This window comes from Roseovarius sp. (genome assembly GCF_040219995.1).
In the GTDB taxonomy this organism is placed as follows: Bacteria; Pseudomonadota; Alphaproteobacteria; order Rhodobacterales; family Rhodobacteraceae; genus Roseovarius.
In genome coordinates, this window is record NZ_JAVJUC010000042.1 from 24,234 (window position 1) to 39,478 (window position 15,245).

Sequence of the window (15,245 nt, forward strand, 5' to 3'; positions counted from 1 at the left end):
CGGCTTATTCCACGGTGATCGTGATCACCTCGGACGTCACCGGCGGATCGTGCGGCACGTGGTTCATGTCGCCCAGAACCAGTTGCAGCGTGTGCTCTCCCGGCTCCAGATCAAGGCTCACCTGCGTCTGACCGCCGCCGAAATGAATATGATTCTCGTCCGAAGGCAGGCTGGTGTTCAGCTCCTCAGCCCCGTCCGGCCCCTCACCCAAAGGCGGGCGATCAACCAGCACATGGTGATGGCCGGTGTTTTCCTTCTCGGTCCCGGCAGGTGCCACGCCCATGCCCTTGAGGCCAAAGACCACCGTCACCGGGGCCTCGACAGTCGCGCCGTCCGAGAGATTGACGAAATAGACCTCTGCCCCCTCGGGCGCGGGCGTGTCCCCGGCAAACGCCGGCGCGGCGACCGCCAAAAGGCCTGCGGTGATAAGTGCTGCAATACGTGTCATGGTGAATCCTCCTGCCCCGAGATTAGCACAGGTTGCGCCGCGACGCAGTGTTTCCCCTTTCACAGCTCAGTGTTTCTGCGTTTCCCCGCCGGGAACGATAAACCGAATATCAAGATATTGTCGGGCAAGCGCCCCAGTTGTGCCTGATTTCTTGGGCAGAACAGGGTCTGACACGCAAGAAGAGGTATCAGTATGGATCGCCTGACGGAAATGGAGGCCTTCGCCACGGTGGTGGATCAAGGTGGGTTCACCGACGCCGCGCGCAAGATGGGCATTTCGAAATCCGCCGTATCCAAGCATGTTTCGTCACTTGAAGCCCGCTTGGGGGCACGTCTGCTCAACCGAACGACACGCCGCGTCAGCCCGACCGAAATTGGCCTCGCCTATTACGACCGGGCGCTGCGCGTTCTCAATGACGCAGGCGAGGCGGATGCGCTGGTCAGTTCCATGCAATCCGATCCCTCGGGCCTCTTGCGCATTTCGGTCGCCACCGATTTCGGCGTCAATCATCTCAGCCCGATCCTGGGGTCTTTCCTCGATGAATTCCCCGATATCACCGTCAACATGGTGCTCAACAACCGCTACGTGGAGCTGATTTCCGAAGGCTTCGACATGGCCATCCGCATCGGTGAGCTGGAGGACAGCACCCTGCGCGCCCGCAAGCTGACCGAGACCACCAAGCGGATGATCGCCAGCCCCGCCTATTTCCAGAAATACGGCCGCCCCCAGAAGATCGACGAGTTGAACGAGCACAAGCTGCTGCATTATTCCAGCCAGGCAGGCAACGCCGTCTGGAAGCTGACCGCCCCCTCGGGCGAAAAGCGGCAGGTACGCACGGCAGGCGGTCTCAGCGTCAATGACGGGCAATCGCTGCTCAACGCCGCGATCTCCGGCCTCGGGATCGCCTATCTGCCCTCCTTCCTCTATGCACAGGCGATGGCCGACGGGCTGATCGAGGACGCGATGCCCGACCTGCCGGTCGAGATGCAGGGCATCTACGCAGTCTACCCGCCGGGCCGCTTCACCCAGCCCAAGGTCCGCGCCTTCATTGATTTCCTGGTCCACCAGTTCGCCGAAAAAGGCCCTGTGGACTGGTAACGACGTCCCCCTCGCCATGCCTGTGGCAAATCTGATCCGGCCCGCCCCCCTGCGGGCCGGTTTCATTTTTTCGTGCCGCTGAAGGATCGCACAGCCGTTGTGCAGGCACTCGCAGTTGCCAAACGCCGCCCCCCGCGCCAGTTTGTGCGGCAACAACGATTCATTTTTCAGAAAGGTCGACACATGACACATCCCACGCTCCTGCTTCTGTCCGGCTCGCTGCGCAAGGGCTCTTATAACCGGATGCTTCTGGCTCAGGCCGCCGAGGCGTTCGGCCCAGCCAACGTGATCGAGGGCGATCTCGACCTGCCGCTCTACAACGGCGATCTCGAAGAGGCCGAGGGCGTGCCAGAGAAGGTCAAGACCCTCGCGGCGCAGATCAAGGACGCGGATGCGGTGGTGGTCGGCTCGCCGGAATACAACAAGGGCATCACCGGGGTGCTCAAGAACGGGCTCGACTGGATCAGCCGTCTGCCGGGATGGCCGCTCAAGGACAAGCCCACGGTGGTCGTCTCGGCCTCGGCCGGGCGTACGGGGGGTGAGACGGCGCAATTCATGACGCTGTCGTGCCTCACCCAGCATCAGGCCCGGCTCATCCCCGGCACCGCCGTGCTGATCGCAGGCGCGATGAACGCCTTTGATGACGACGGACGCCTAAAGGACGAGACCTCGCAAAAACTTCTGACCGAGCGGATGGAAGGGCTGCGGGCAGAACTCGGGTAGGCATTTGCGCGAGGGCGCGAATGGCCGGGGTTTGCCGTTGCCGCGTCCCGCGCGATACGCACCGAAGGTGCCGCGTGATCGCCGGGCCGTCCCGCGGCCTGGCGATATGATAGGGCGCGCAACGTGTCGAGGTTACAATGACTTGGCTGGGATAAAGCGCAGGCATCAGCCGTCGCATCGCCAGTCCCCGGCCCTGCAATCACGCGGCACCTTCTGGCGGGATGCTATGGCCGCAACAAACCCAACCCAACACGCCCCAAAACACAAACGGGCCGCCCTCGGGCGGCCCGTCTTTTCCGACGTATCCCTGATCAGGCGTCGAGCCAGACCTTCTCGTAATGCATCTCGCGGAACTGATGCGCGCTCACATTCTTGACCTTGTCGGTATGGTGCAGCGCCTGATTGCGCCAGAACGGCTGAATGATCGCCCCGCTATCCTGCAACATCGCCTGCAGCTTGGCCGAATACTCCCGCCGCTCATCGGCATCGAATACGCCCAGAGCCTCATCCAGAAGCGCATCGAATTCCGGGTTCGAGTGGCCGCTCTCGTTCCACGCCTCGCCCGAACGATAGGCCAGCGCCAGCACCTGCACGCCCAGAGGACGCGGGCCCCAGTTGGTGGTCGAGAACGGGTATTTCGTCCAGTCGTTCCAGAACGTGTTGCCCGGCATCACCGTGCGCTTGACGTTGAACCCCGCCTGCCGCAGCTGCGCACCAATGGCGTCGGTGGTGGTGGTCCGCCAGTCGCCGTCGATCGAGATGATGTCGATCTCGGTCTCGGCATGGCCCGCCGCCGTGGCCATTTCCATGGCCTTGGCCGGATCGGGCGCGATTTTCGGCAGTTCGGCATATTCCGGGTGGAACGGCGCGACGTGGTGGTTTTCCGCCGGAATCCCCTCGTTGTTGATCGAGATGGCGAGCAGCACCGCGTTGTCGCAGGCGAGCTGAATGGCGTTGCGCAGCTCCTTGCTGTCATAGGGCGGCGTGTCGGCGCGCATCCGCGCGACGATGGTGTTGGCGGTGGGCTTGGAGGATTTGACCAGCCCGAGCGCATCATAGGCCTCGATGAAATCGGCGGTCGATTCGTCGTTGATGTCGATCTCGTCGCCGTCAAACGCCGCCACGATCGAGGCGTTATCGGTGCCGAAATCAAGGAAGCGGATACCGTCGAGATAGACGTCGCCGCCCCACCACTTGCCGTCCTCGCGACGCTTGACCTCGGCCATGGTGCCGATCTCGATGGAAACCAGATCGAACGGGCCGGTGCCGATGGGCGATTGCGCCAGATCGCTGTCATCGCCATGGCTGCGATGCACGCAGAGTGCCGGATAATCCGACATGCCCGCGATCAGCGTGATATCGGGGCGCGGCAGGTTCAACTGCACAGTGAAATCATCGACCTTCTCGATCGCGCCCTCGATCGCCTTGTTGGTGTCGGGGTCGATCAGCGTGCCCATGCGCGCGGCCATCGAATTGCCCTCGACCGCCTTGTCGCACCAGCGGTTGAGGTTGTGAATGATGTCATCGGCGTTGAATTCATCGCCGTTGGTCCAGACAGCACCCTGCCGCACCTTGAGCGTGTAGGTCTTGGCGTCATCGCTGACCTCCCAGCCCTCCAGCAGCATCGGCTGAAAGCTGAAATCCGACGCCCAGCGCACCATCGGCTCGCAGAACTGACGGCTGATATTGCCCGGTTCGGTCCACGCGAACTTGCGCGGATCGGTGATCTCGAGCACGCGGGAGGCGACGCGCAGCACGCCGCCTTTCTTGCCCTCCTGCGCCTGCGCCGGGGTCGGCACGGCCAGGCCCAGCAGGCCATACGCGGCGGCAGACGAGGCCCCGAATGTCGAGGCGAGCGCGATGAATTCGCGGCGGTCCATCTTTCCGGCCTTGGTGTCCTCGGCCAGTTTGCGCACGATCGGGCGCACGTTCTCTTCGGGAAGTGAGTGGGTCATGGTGTTCCTCCGTGTTGGCCTTTGGCCGGGTCGACCGGGGTCGTTTTCCGACAGGTCCGGTGCCAGTGTTAGCAGGGATTGCCCCCTGCGCCAGTGTTTTTTCAGGGTCGGACAGATGTCGTTTTTGCACCTTTTCACGTCCGGTCCGAGGCCAGAGAGTATAGCGATTCCCCCGCCCATATCGCCTGTTTGCGACAAATGCCCGCCAAAATGGCTTGAGGCGGGCGCAGGCCACGGCTAGATGAGCGGCAAAGGAGCCACGCGCATGAGCCTCAACACTTTCGGTCATCTCTTTCGGTTCACCACCTGGGGCGAAAGCCACGGGCCCGCCCTGGGTGCGACGGTGGACGGCTGCCCGCCGGGCGTGCCGCTCGACGAGGGCAAGCTGCAACACTGGCTCGACAAGCGCCGCCCCGGCCAGAACAAGAACACCACCCAGCGGCAGGAACCCGACGCGGTGCGCATCTTCTCGGGCGTCTACGAGGGGCAGACCACCGGCACGCCGATTCAGCTGATGATCGAGAACACCGATCAGCGCTCGCGCGATTACGGCGACATCGCCCGCACCTTCCGCCCCGGCCATGCCGATATCAGCTATCACCTCAAATATGGCATCCGCGATCCGCGTGGCGGCGGGCGCTCCTCGGCCCGCGAGACTGCGGCGCGGGTGGCGGCAGGCGGCGTGGCGCGCGCGGCCTTGGCCAGCCTCGTGCCAGGGATTGAGGTCAAGGGCTACATGGTCGCCATGGGCGAGATGCAACTTGACCGCGCCCGTTTCGATTGGGACGCCATCGACGGCAATGATTTCTGGCTTCCCGATGCCAGCGCCGCGCCCGAGTGGGAGGCCTATCTGCAAGCCCTGCGCAAGAACCACGATTCGGTGGGCGCCGTGATCGAGGTGGTGGCGCGCGGCGTGCCCGCCGGCCTCGGCGCGCCGATCTACGGCAAGCTCGACACCGATCTGGCCTCGGCGATGATGTCGATCAACGCGGTCAAGGGCGTCGAGATCGGCGAGGGCATGGCCGCCGCCACCCTCACCGGCAGCGCCAATGCCGACGAGATCTTCATGGGCGAGACCGGCCCCGAGTATGCCTCCAACCACGCAGGCGGCATCCTCGGCGGCATCTCCACCGGGCAGGAGGTGGTAGTGCGCTTCGCGGTCAAGCCGACCTCCTCGATCCTCACGCCGCGCCGCTCGATCACCGTCGACGGCGACCCCATCGAGGTCGTCACAAAGGGCCGCCACGATCCCTGCGTCGGCATCCGCGCGGTGCCGGTGGGCGAGGCGATGATGGCCTGTGTGCTGCTCGATCACCTGCTCCTGCATCGCGGGCAGGTCGGTGACGGGCCGCGTGGCACCATCGGCTGACGCCGTTTTCTTGAAAAGAAAACGATCCGGAATTTTTAAAAAATTCCGGTCGCTCAGACCCGGCGCTGCCGCGACAATTGCACCGCCAGAATACCGCCCATGATCACCGCCACGCCGATCAGATCCTGCGCACTCAGCGTCTCGCTCAGGATCAGCGCGGCGATGGCCACCCCAAGGAACGGGTTGAGAAAGTGAAAGGTCGCGGCCTTGGTCGCCCCGATCCGGTTGACCAGCCAGAACCAGACCAGCGTCGCCGCCAGCCCCGGCACCAGCGTGGTATAGGCAAAGGCCGCGATCAACTGCCAAGACCATGTGACCTCGATGGTCTCCATCGCTGCCGCCCCCACCGCAAGCCCCGCGCTGCCCACCAGCATCTGCAAGCCCACGATCATCAGGAAATTGCCGCCCGACGTGGCCCCGCGCACCGCCAGCGTGGCAAAGGTCAGCGCGATCACACCCGCGACGCACAGCCCGAGACCGTAGAGATCGACACCGCCCTGCAATCTTGCGCCCATGATGATCGCCACACCGACCACCCCTGCGACAAGACCCAGCATCCCCATCCAGCCGATGCGCTCGCGAAAGATCAGCCAGCCCGCCAGCCCGACCAATAGCGGCATGGTCGAGGCGATGATCGCCGCAAGCCCCGCCTCGATGGTCTGCATGGCGACGAAGTTGAGCCCCAGATAGAGCGTGTTCTGGCACAGCCCGAAAATCACCGTGGCGCGCCACTGCCCGCGCGTCAGTTGCCAGCTTTGCCCCAGGGCCCGGGCAATCAGCACCCCCAGAAGTCCGGAAATCAAGAACCGCAGGCTGAGCGCCGTCAGCGGCGGCGCCGAGGCCACGATGATCCGCGCCGAGGTGAAGGCCGAGGACCACATCACCGCAAAGGCCAGCCCCATCAGTATCGCGCGAATGTCCATGCCCTGCCCTGTCCCAAGTACCGCCGCGACCATTGTGGATTTCCCGGGCAGGCGCAACCCGGCATCACCGGCCCCCGCACACGCGAAAGGGCCGCCTCATGGGCGACCCTTTGCAAAAAACTCGAAAGAGCGGATCAGCCGTTGACGCTGTCCTTGAGCGCCTTGGCGATGGTCATCTTGACCACCTTGTCGGCGTCTTTCTTCATCTGCTCGCCGGTGGCGGGGTTGCGCACCATGCGCTCGGGACGCTCGCGGCAGTAGATCTTGCCGACGCCCGGCAGGGTCACGGCACCGCCGCCGGACACTTCCTTGGTGATCACATTGACCACCGCATCGAGGGCCGCGCTTGCGGATTTCTTGTCACTGCCCATTTCCTCGGCCAGAGCGGCGACGAGTTGGGTTTTGGTCATTGGTTTTGCCATTTCTTGGTCTCCTTCAACTGCCCGTCTCTTGGGCCTCATGGGCGTGATTTAACGCTATGATGTGGCTAAACACAACGCCTAGTGGCCAAAAGCAAGCGTTTTCGGCGGATTTTGTGCAGATTTCTGTCGGTTCACAGGAACGCCGTCTCCTCGAAGGAGCGTAATTTGCGACTGTGGATGCGCGAGAGCGGCATCTGGCGCAGTGATTCCATCGCGCGAATCCCGATCATCAGGTGCCGTGAAACCTGGGATTTGTAGAAATCCGAGGCCATGCCGGGCAGCTTCAACTCGCCCTGAAGGGGTTTGTCAGAGACGCATAACAGCGTGCCGTAGGGCACCCGGAAGCGAAAGCCGTTGGCCGCAATCGTCGCACTTTCCATGTCGAGCGCGATGGCGCGCGACTGGCTCAGGCGCTGCACCGGGCCGGACTGATCGCGCAACTCCCAGTTGCGGTTGTCGACGCTCGCGACGGTGCCGGTACGCATCACCCGCTTGAGGTCGAACCCGTCAAGCTGGGTCTCCTCCGCCACCGCCTCCTGCAAGGCAATCTGGATTTCCGCCAGCGCCGGAATGGGCACCCAGGCGGGCAGATCTGCATCGAGCACGCGATCCTCGCGCAGATACGCATGCGCCAGCACGAAATCACCCAGCGACTGCGAATTGCGCAGCCCCGCGCAATGGCCAACCATTACCCAGGCATGCGGGCGCAGCACCGCGATATGATCGGTCGCGGTTTTGGCATTGGACGGCCCCACCCCGATATTGACCAGCGTGATCCCCGATCCATCCGCCCGCTTGAGGTGATAGGTCGGCATCTGCGGCAGCCGCGCCGGCATCGGCAGGGCTGCGTCGGGCGTCGTGATCTCGGCATTGCCGGTGCTGACAAAGGCGGTGTAGCCGCTCGTCTCATCGGCCAGCATGCGCCGCGCGAAGGCCTCGAATTCCGAGACATAGAACTGGTAGTTGGTGAACAGCACGTAATTCTGGAAATGCTCCGCATCGGTCGCCGTGTAATGCGCCAGCCGCGCCAATGAGTAATCCACCCGCTGCGCGGTGAACGGGGCCAGCGGTGCCGTCCCGTCCGCCCCCCGCTCCCATGTGCCGTTGACGATGTCGTCATTGGTGGTCGCCAGGTCCGGCACGTCGAAATAATCGCGCAGGGTGAACTCCGCCGCCCCCTCCTGCGGCACCGTCAGGGCCGCGTCATTGGCCACCGCGAAATGCACCGGCATCGGCGTGTCCGACATTCCGATCGACACCGGCACGCCGTGGTTCTCCATCAGCAATTCGATCTGCTGTTCAAGATAGGCGCGAAACAGATCCGGCCTTGAGATCGTCGCGCCATAGGTGCCGGGATAGGACACATGGCCAAAACTCAACCGGCTGTCGATCTTGGCATAGGTGGTCGTGGTCAGGCGAATCTCGGGGTAGAACGCCCGCACCCGCCGCGCCGGAATGTCGCCCTTCAGCGCCCGCGCGAAGGCGTCGCACAGATGCCGCGTCGCGCCATCGTAAAGCAGGCACAGCCGGTCTACCGCCGCGCGCGCATCGGTAAACGCCTCCGGCCCCGGCAGGTCGGGCGGCAGGATCGGGTCGGTCGGGTCGGCAAGGCTCATGCGCTCATCCTGTCATCGGTCAGAGGGGACACGTTGACACGGGCCAAGGGCACGATCAAGCTGCGCGGCAAAGCGAGGCGCGCCATGGATTATGAAACCGTCACCCCCGAGGCGTTCGGGGCCAGCCTGCGGGGCTTTGGCCTCAACATACTCGTGCGCGACGTGCGCGCGCAGGCGGCGTTTCTCAGCGGCGTCTTCGGCGCGGTGCCGCATCGCGTCAACGACGATTTCGCGATCATCGCCTATCACGGCCATCTGATCCAGCTGCATGCCGATCACACCTATGGCAGCCACCCGCTGCTTGGCCTTGTGCCCGAGAGCCCGCCGCGCGGCGCGGGCGCGTCATTGCACATGTTCGACAGCGACCCCGACATCGCCGCCGCCCGCGCCGAAGATGCGGGCGGGATGATCCTGCAACCCCCCACCAACAAGCCGCACGGGCTGCGCGAATGCTGCATCCTGTGCGAAAACGGCTATGCCTGGGTCGCCTCGCGGCCCCTCACCGATGATGAAAGGACAGCGACATGAGCGTGACCAACCTGCACCCCAACATGGAGCATTGGCAGGAGCGGGTCGACCTTGCCGCCGCCTTCCGCTGGACCGCGCGGCTCAACATGCACGAGGCCGTGGCCAATCACTTCAGCCTGTCGATCAACGAGGACGGCACGCAGTTCCTGATGAACCCCAACCAGATGCATTTCGCCCGCATCCGCGCCAGCGACCTGATCGTGGTCGACGCCAACGACCCCGAGACGCTGGAGGGGCCCGACGCCCCCGACCCCACGGCATGGGGCCTGCATGGCGGGTTGCATCGGCATTGCGCCCATGCGCGCTGTGCGATGCATGTGCATTCGACCCACGCCACCGTGCTGGCCTCGCTCGCAGACAGCCGCCTGCCGCCCATCGACCAGAACGGCGCGATGTTCTATGGCCGCCACGTGGTCGATGAGGGCTATGGCGGGCTTGCCTTCGAGGATGAGGGCGAACGCTGCGCGCGGCTCTTCCATGACCCGAAACAGAAGGTCATGATCATGGGCAATCACGGCGTGATGGTGATCGGCGACACCGTCGCCGACACGTTCAACCGGCTCTATTACTTCGAGCGCGCGGCCGAGACATACATCCGCGCGCTCCAGACCGGGCGGCCCCTGCGGGTGCTCTCGCACGAGGTCGCCGCCAAGACCGCCGAAGAGATCGAAAGCTACCCCGAACAGGCCGACCGGCACCTCGCCGAGATCAAGGCCCTGCTCGACGCCGAAGGCTCCGATTATGCGAGTTGAGTCAGGGCGCTGATGGGCTGTTTCTGATATTCGGTTGGCAGGCCCCGCGCGAACCGCGGCCCAACGGGCCGCCGCGCATCGTCGCGCCGCCCCCCGGCGCGGCGATTTGGCTGCCACCTGTTCTGCGATCAATTCTTTTTCGGGATTTGCTGGCATAAAGCGCGGCCAAACCAGCGTTGGATCGCCACTCCGCAGCACGACGCTGCGCGGCTTACCCTAACGGCAGAAACAGGCCATCACGACCGCAACCCGGTCTCGACAAGCAGCCCCTTGCGCTTGGCCTCGTAATAATACCCCCGCGCATACCAGCCGATCGCCGCATCCGGATCGCCGCCCGCCACCAGATAGGCCCCGCGCAGATACTTCACCGCGTATTTCAGGTTGGTCTCGGCATCGAGCAGCGCCTCCGGCGGGCCGCGATGCCCCATCGTGCGCGCGGTCTGCGGCAGGATCTGCAACAACCCGTAATACGGCCCGTTCCGCGCCCAGGGCCGGTGCGTACTCTCGCGGATCGCCAGCCGGTGCACAAGACTGCGCGGCACCTCGTAGTGATCGGCATAGCGATTGATCAGACGGCGCAGTTCCGGTGTCTCGTTGGGATAGAGCGGCGGATCCTGGGGCGCGCTGCGGGTCGAGACCGACGGCGTCGAACAGGCGGCAAGCGGCAGGCTGGCCAGAAGGCCGAGCACAAGGCGGCGCATGGGATGGGGCATGGCGGCTCCGGCATGAATTTTCGCCAGAATGCCCGCCCGCGTCGCCCCGCGCCAGCGACATGATCACCACCGGCGAAACCTTGCCATTCCCCGCACCCCGCGCCATGTAAGGGCCCATGAGCAAGGTTCTTTTCTCCTTTGGCCACGGCTATAGCGCCCGCGCCCTCGCCGCCCGGCTCCTGCCACAAGGCTGGCGCATCTACGGCACCACCCGCGACGCGGACAAGGCCCGCGCCCTGCGCGCCGAGGGCGTCATCCCGCTCCTCTGGGGCACGGATGACCTCACCCCTGCCCTGCAAGAGGCCACCCACCTGCTGAGTTCCGCAGGCCCCTCCGAGGACGGCGACCCGGTGCTGGCCCGCTGGCGGGACCAGATCGCCGCCATCGCCCCGCGCCTTGACTGGGCGGGCTACCTCTCGACCACCGGGGTTTACGGCAACCATCAGGGGGCTTGGGTGGACGAGGATACCCCGCTGACCCCCTCCACCAAGCGCGGGCGGCTGCGCGTCGCGGCCGAGGCCGAATGGCAGGCGATCCCCGGCCTGCCGCAGCACATCTTTCGCCTCGCCGGCATCTACGGCCCCGGGCGCGGCCCGTTCGAGAAGGTGCGCCAAGGCACCGCGCGGCGCATCATCAAGCCGGGGCAGGTCTTCAGCCGCATCCATGTCGACGATATCGCGCAGGTGCTCGAGGCCTCGATCACGGCCCCCCGGCCCGGCACCGCCTACAACCTTTGTGACGACGACCCGGCCCCGCCGCAGGACGTCATCGCCCATGCCGCCGAATTGCTGGGCGTGGCCGTGCCCGAGGCCATCCCCTTCGACGAGGCGGAAATGAGCCCGATGGCCCGCTCCTTCTACGCCGAATCGAAACGCGTCTCGAACCGCCGCATCAAGGACGAGCTCGGCGTACGCCTGATCCATCCCGATTACCGCAGCGGATTGCGCGCGCTTCTGGCCGAAGAGGGCTGACGCCGCCCCTTCATCTTTCCAGAAATACTCAAAACCACTGCCCCCAACGAAAAAGGGCCGCGCAAAGCGCGACCCTTTCCTTGGCTGCAAAGGCCGGGGGATGATTTACATCATGCCGCCCATGCCGCCCATGTCGGGCATGCCGCCGCCGCCGCCATTGCCTTCTTTCTGCGGCTTGTCGGCCACCATCGCCTCGGTGGTGATCAGCAGGCCGGCGATCGAAGATGCATCCTCGAGCGCGGTGCGGACAACCTTGGCCGGGTCGATCACGCCGAACTTGAACATGTCGCCATATTCATCGGTCTGCGCGTTGTAGCCGAACTTGAGGTCTTCGCTCTCGCGGATCTTGCCCGCAACAACCGAGCCGTCGACACCGGCATTCTCGGCGATCTGGCGCAGCGGCGCTTCGAGCGCCTTGCGCACGATGCCGATGCCAGCGTTCTGGTCGCTGTTCGCACCGGTCAGACCGTCAAGCGCCTTGGCCCCCTGCACGAGGCTGACACCACCGCCGACGACGATGCCTTCCTGTACGGCAGCGCGGGTGGCGTTCAGCGCGTCATCGACGCGGTCCTTGCGCTCTTTCACCTCGGTTTCGGTCATGCCGCCGACGCGGATCACGGCCACACCACCGGCAAGCTTGGCGACGCGTTCCTGCAGCTTCTCGCGGTCGTAATCCGAGGTGGTTTCCTCGATCTGCGCGCGGATCTGGGACACGCGTGCCTCGATTTCCGCCTTCTCGCCATGGCCGTCCACGATGGTGGTTTCGTCCTTGGTGATGTTGACGGTCTTGGCGCTGCCCAGCATGTCCATGGTCACGGATTCGAGCTTCATGCCGAGGTCTTCCGAGATCACCTGGCCGCCGGTCAGGATCGCGATATCCTGCAGCATGGCCTTGCGACGATCGCCAAAGCCCGGTGCCTTGACAGCCGCGATCTTGAGGCCGCCGCGCAGCTTGTTCACGACGAGGGTCGCGAGGGCTTCGCCTTCGACGTCTTCGGCAATGATCAAGAGCGGCTTCTGGCTCTGGATCACCTGCTCAAGGAGCGGCACCATCGGCTGGAGGCTCGAGAGTTTCTTCTCGTGCAGCAGGATGAGGCAGTCATCGAGCTCTGCGATCATCTTGTCGGAGTTGGTTACGAAATAGGGGCTCAGGTAGCCACGGTCGAACTGCATGCCCTCGACCACGTCGGTCTCGGTCTCGAGGCCCTTGTTCTCTTCGACGGTGATGACACCCTCGTTGCCGACCTTCTGCATCGCGTCGGCGATCTGACGGCCGATTTCGGCTTCGCCATTCGCCGAGATGGTGCCGACCTGTGCGACTTCTTCAGAGTTTTCGACCTTGCGGGCAGCAGCCTTGATATGCGCGACGACCTTGGAGGTCGCGAGATCGATGCCGCGCTTGAGATCCATCGGGTTCATGCCCGCGGACACGGCCTTGACGCCCTCTTTCACGATGGCCTGGGCCAGCACGGTGGCGGTGGTGGTGCCGTCGCCGGCCTCGTCATTGGTGCGCGAGGCGACTTCTTTCACCATCTGCGCGCCCATGTTCTCGAACTTGTCTTCCAGCTCGATTTCCTTGGCGACAGAGACACCGTCCTTGGTGATGCGCGGCGAGCCAAAGCTCTTTTCCAGCACCACGTTGCGGCCCTTGGGGCCGAGCGTCACCTTGACCGCGTCGGCCAGGGTGTTGACGCCGCGCAGCATGCGGTTGCGGGCGTCGGTATCAAATCGTACGTCTTTAGCAGCCATGTTCGGATACTCCTGATATCTTGTTGTTCCGGGGTCAGACGAATCGAGGCGTTCAGGCGGCCTTGGCGGCCTGATCAGCGTCGATGATGCCCAGAATGTCGCTTTCCTTCATGATCAGCAGCTCTTCGCCGTCGATCGTGACTTCGGTCCCGGACCATTTGCCGAACAGAATGGTGTCGCCAGCCTTCACGGCCATCTCGATCAGCTCGCCATTGTCCTTGCGCGCGCCGTCACCGACGGAAACCACCTGGCCCTGCTGGGGCTTTTCCTTGGCGGTCTCGGGGATGATCAGGCCCCCGGCGGTTTTCTCTTCGCTTTCAACGCGGCGGACAAGCACGCGGTCATGCAGCGGTTTAAATGCCATCTCTGAGGCTCCTTGGCTCAAAGTTACTCCCTATTGATCCCTACTCGGGGATCGTTGGCACTCCCCTTGGGTGAGTGCTAACGAGGGATAGCTAGGCAGTGCGCCGCCCCGAGTCAACACCCTTGATCGCGAAAATCGTCGGTCCCGGATCAAGGCTGCCGGATCGGCCTGATGCCGAACCGATGTCAAGGTCGGGATTCGACCTGAAGCTGCAGTTCAGGTGCAGCACCAATGCGCGGAATCGAGGCGTGCTTGCACGCCGCCGCGCAGCGCCCGACCGCCCCCCGGGCGGGCGCTTTTGCAACGTCGCAAACCCACGCAAACCTTTCAGTATTTGGCGACCATAAAGCGCATTCCAAAGCCGTTTCAGCGCCCACCCGCGGTCGGGCACCGCGCGGCTCATCTCTTCAAACCAAGGTCCGCTTCAGGCCACAAACTGTCCCGCCCCACCTGCTGTGATCCACTCGCCTGTGCCTCCGTCCCCGTCATCCTCTGGCTTGACCAGAGGATCTCCTGGTCGGGCGCCCCTCGGATCAAGCCCGAGGGTGACTCTGCAAGGGACAGGCACCAGACGCCCCTCTTTTGCCGCAGTGCAGCATCACTGGGTGACAAACCCCGCCCACCCGCCTATAAGGCGCGCCGAAGCATTCACGATCACTGAGGACACGCATCATGACCACTCTTGTTTTCGGCCACAAATCCCCCGACACCGATTCCACCGGATCGCCGATCCTCTGGGCGTGGTATCTCAACGAGGTGAAAGGCGGCGACGCCGAGGCCGTCCTGCTGGGCGAGCCCAATACCGAAGCCGCCTTCCTTCTGACCAAATGGGACCTGCCCAAGCCGCGCATCATCTCGAATGTCGAGGACGGTCAGTCCTGCGTCGTGGTCGACACCAACAACCCGGCTGAACTGCCCGCCAATATCAACGGCGCCGACGTGCAGGCGATCATCGACCATCACAAGCTGGTCGGCGGGTTGGAGACCAAGGGCCCGATCGATATCACCATCCGCCCGCTGGCGTGCACCGCGACGATCATGGTCGACCTGATGGGCGACGATGCCGCGAAGATGCCCGACTGGGCCAAGGGCGCGGCGCTGACCTGCATCCTCAGCGACACGCTGGAATTCCGCTCGCCCACCACCACCGACCATGACCGCGCCGTGGCCGAGAACCTCGCCGCCGATCTCGGGATTTCGATCCCCGACTACGCCGCTGAGATGTTCGCCGCGAAATCCGACGTGTCGGCCTTTTCCGACGCCGAACTGCTGCGGATGGATTCCAAGGAATACGAGGTCGGCGGCAAGAAATTCCGCGTCAGCGTGTTGGAGACGACCGCGCCTGCCACCGTGCTCGACCGCAAGGCCAGCCTGATGGAGAGCATGACCACCGTCGCCGCCGAAGACGGCGTCGATCAGGTGCTTTTGTTCGTGGTGGATATCCTCAACGAAGAGGCGACGCTGCTGGTGCCGAACGATCTGGTCAAAGCGCTCGCCGAGAAAAGCTTTGGCGCGAGCGTGGGGGGCGATGCCGTGGTCCTGCCCGGCGTGATGAGCCGCAAGAAGCAGATCATCCCGAATCTCGCGCTCTGATATCGCACCGACGCGATACCG

15 protein-coding genes are annotated in these 15,245 nt (G+C 64.2%); 7 read left to right on the forward strand and 8 right to left on the reverse strand.

Features of this window, described 5'->3' with window-relative positions; all coding sequences use genetic code 11:
• Positions 1-4: 4 nt before the first annotated feature.
• The gene (locus RID11_RS18100; RefSeq protein WP_350141647.1) at positions 5-448 is read right to left on the reverse strand and encodes a DUF4399 domain-containing protein; all 444 of its coding nucleotides are present in this window, start codon (positions 446-448) and stop codon (positions 5-7) included.
• A 192-nt stretch (positions 449-640) separates the two neighbouring features.
• Here RID11_RS18100 and RID11_RS18105 point away from each other — a divergent pair, with 192 nt between their 5' ends.
• Positions 641-1,546 carry a LysR family transcriptional regulator gene (locus RID11_RS18105; RefSeq protein WP_050661005.1) on the forward strand — a complete coding sequence of 302 codons (906 nt, stop codon included), beginning with the start codon at positions 641-643 and terminating at the stop codon, positions 1,544-1,546.
• A gap of 183 nt (positions 1,547-1,729) precedes the next feature.
• Positions 1,730-2,269 carry an NADPH-dependent FMN reductase gene (locus RID11_RS18110; RefSeq protein ID WP_050661004.1) on the forward strand — a complete coding sequence of 180 codons (540 nt, stop codon included), beginning with the start codon at positions 1,730-1,732 and terminating at the stop codon, positions 2,267-2,269.
• 311 nt (positions 2,270-2,580) lie between these two features.
• Here RID11_RS18110 and RID11_RS18115 read toward each other — a convergent pair whose 3' ends face one another.
• The gene (locus tag RID11_RS18115; RefSeq protein WP_350141650.1) at positions 2,581-4,224 is read right to left on the reverse strand and encodes an ABC transporter substrate-binding protein; all 1,644 of its coding nucleotides are present in this window, start codon (positions 4,222-4,224) and stop codon (positions 2,581-2,583) included.
• A 265-nt stretch (positions 4,225-4,489) separates the two neighbouring features.
• Between RID11_RS18115 and aroC the strand changes: the two genes are divergently transcribed.
• Complete coding sequence (gene aroC / locus RID11_RS18120; RefSeq protein ID WP_350141651.1) at positions 4,490-5,593, forward strand: chorismate synthase; 1,104 nt, start codon at positions 4,490-4,492, stop codon at positions 5,591-5,593.
• Positions 5,594-5,646: 53 nt separating this feature from the next.
• Here the strand turns inward: aroC and RID11_RS18125 are convergent, their stop codons facing one another.
• From RID11_RS18125 to RID11_RS18135, 3 genes are all read right to left on the reverse strand, one after another.
• Positions 5,647-6,516 (reverse strand): DMT family transporter, encoded by an 870-nt coding sequence (locus RID11_RS18125; RefSeq protein ID WP_350141857.1) that lies wholly within the window; start codon positions 6,514-6,516, stop codon positions 5,647-5,649.
• A gap of 134 nt (positions 6,517-6,650) precedes the next feature.
• Complete coding sequence (locus tag RID11_RS18130) at positions 6,651-6,938, reverse strand: HU family DNA-binding protein (protein WP_350141652.1); 288 nt, start codon at positions 6,936-6,938, stop codon at positions 6,651-6,653.
• Between the two features lie 131 nt (positions 6,939-7,069).
• Positions 7,070-8,554 (reverse strand): AMP nucleosidase, encoded by a 1,485-nt coding sequence (locus tag RID11_RS18135; protein ID WP_350141653.1) that lies wholly within the window; start codon positions 8,552-8,554, stop codon positions 7,070-7,072.
• Between the two features lie 84 nt (positions 8,555-8,638).
• On the opposite strand from RID11_RS18135, the gene RID11_RS18140 reads away from it, so the two are divergent.
• Positions 8,639-9,082, forward strand: coding sequence for a VOC family protein (locus RID11_RS18140; protein ID WP_350141858.1), 444 nt, complete (start codon positions 8,639-8,641; stop codon positions 9,080-9,082).
• Positions 9,079-9,834: a class II aldolase and adducin N-terminal domain-containing protein gene (locus tag RID11_RS18145; protein ID WP_350141655.1), complete on the forward strand. Its 756-nt coding sequence runs from the start codon at positions 9,079-9,081 to the stop codon at positions 9,832-9,834. The genes RID11_RS18140 and RID11_RS18145 overlap by 4 nt, the downstream gene beginning before the upstream one ends.
• Positions 9,835-10,070: 236 nt before the next feature.
• Here the strand turns inward: RID11_RS18145 and RID11_RS18150 are convergent, their stop codons facing one another.
• Positions 10,071-10,547, reverse strand: coding sequence for a transglycosylase SLT domain-containing protein (locus tag RID11_RS18150; RefSeq protein ID WP_350141657.1), 477 nt, complete (start codon positions 10,545-10,547; stop codon positions 10,071-10,073).
• 116 nt (positions 10,548-10,663) lie between these two features.
• Between RID11_RS18150 and RID11_RS18155 the strand changes: the two genes are divergently transcribed.
• Positions 10,664-11,518 carry an SDR family oxidoreductase gene (locus tag RID11_RS18155; RefSeq protein WP_350141658.1) on the forward strand — a complete coding sequence of 285 codons (855 nt, stop codon included), beginning with the start codon at positions 10,664-10,666 and terminating at the stop codon, positions 11,516-11,518.
• A gap of 105 nt (positions 11,519-11,623) precedes the next feature.
• Here the strand turns inward: RID11_RS18155 and groL are convergent, their stop codons facing one another.
• Positions 11,624-13,267, reverse strand: a complete 1,644-nt coding sequence (groL, locus tag RID11_RS18160) for a chaperonin GroEL (RefSeq protein WP_350141659.1) — start codon at positions 13,265-13,267, stop codon at positions 11,624-11,626.
• Positions 13,268-13,319: 52 nt separating this feature from the next.
• A complete protein-coding gene (groES, locus tag RID11_RS18165) occupies positions 13,320-13,631 on the reverse strand; it encodes a co-chaperone GroES (RefSeq protein WP_050660995.1) in 312 nt (103 codons plus the stop codon).
• A 672-nt stretch (positions 13,632-14,303) separates the two neighbouring features.
• Here groES and RID11_RS18170 point away from each other — a divergent pair.
• A complete protein-coding gene (locus tag RID11_RS18170) occupies positions 14,304-15,224 on the forward strand; it encodes a manganese-dependent inorganic pyrophosphatase (protein WP_350141660.1) in 921 nt (306 codons plus the stop codon).
• The last annotated feature ends 21 nt before the right edge of the window (positions 15,225-15,245 follow it).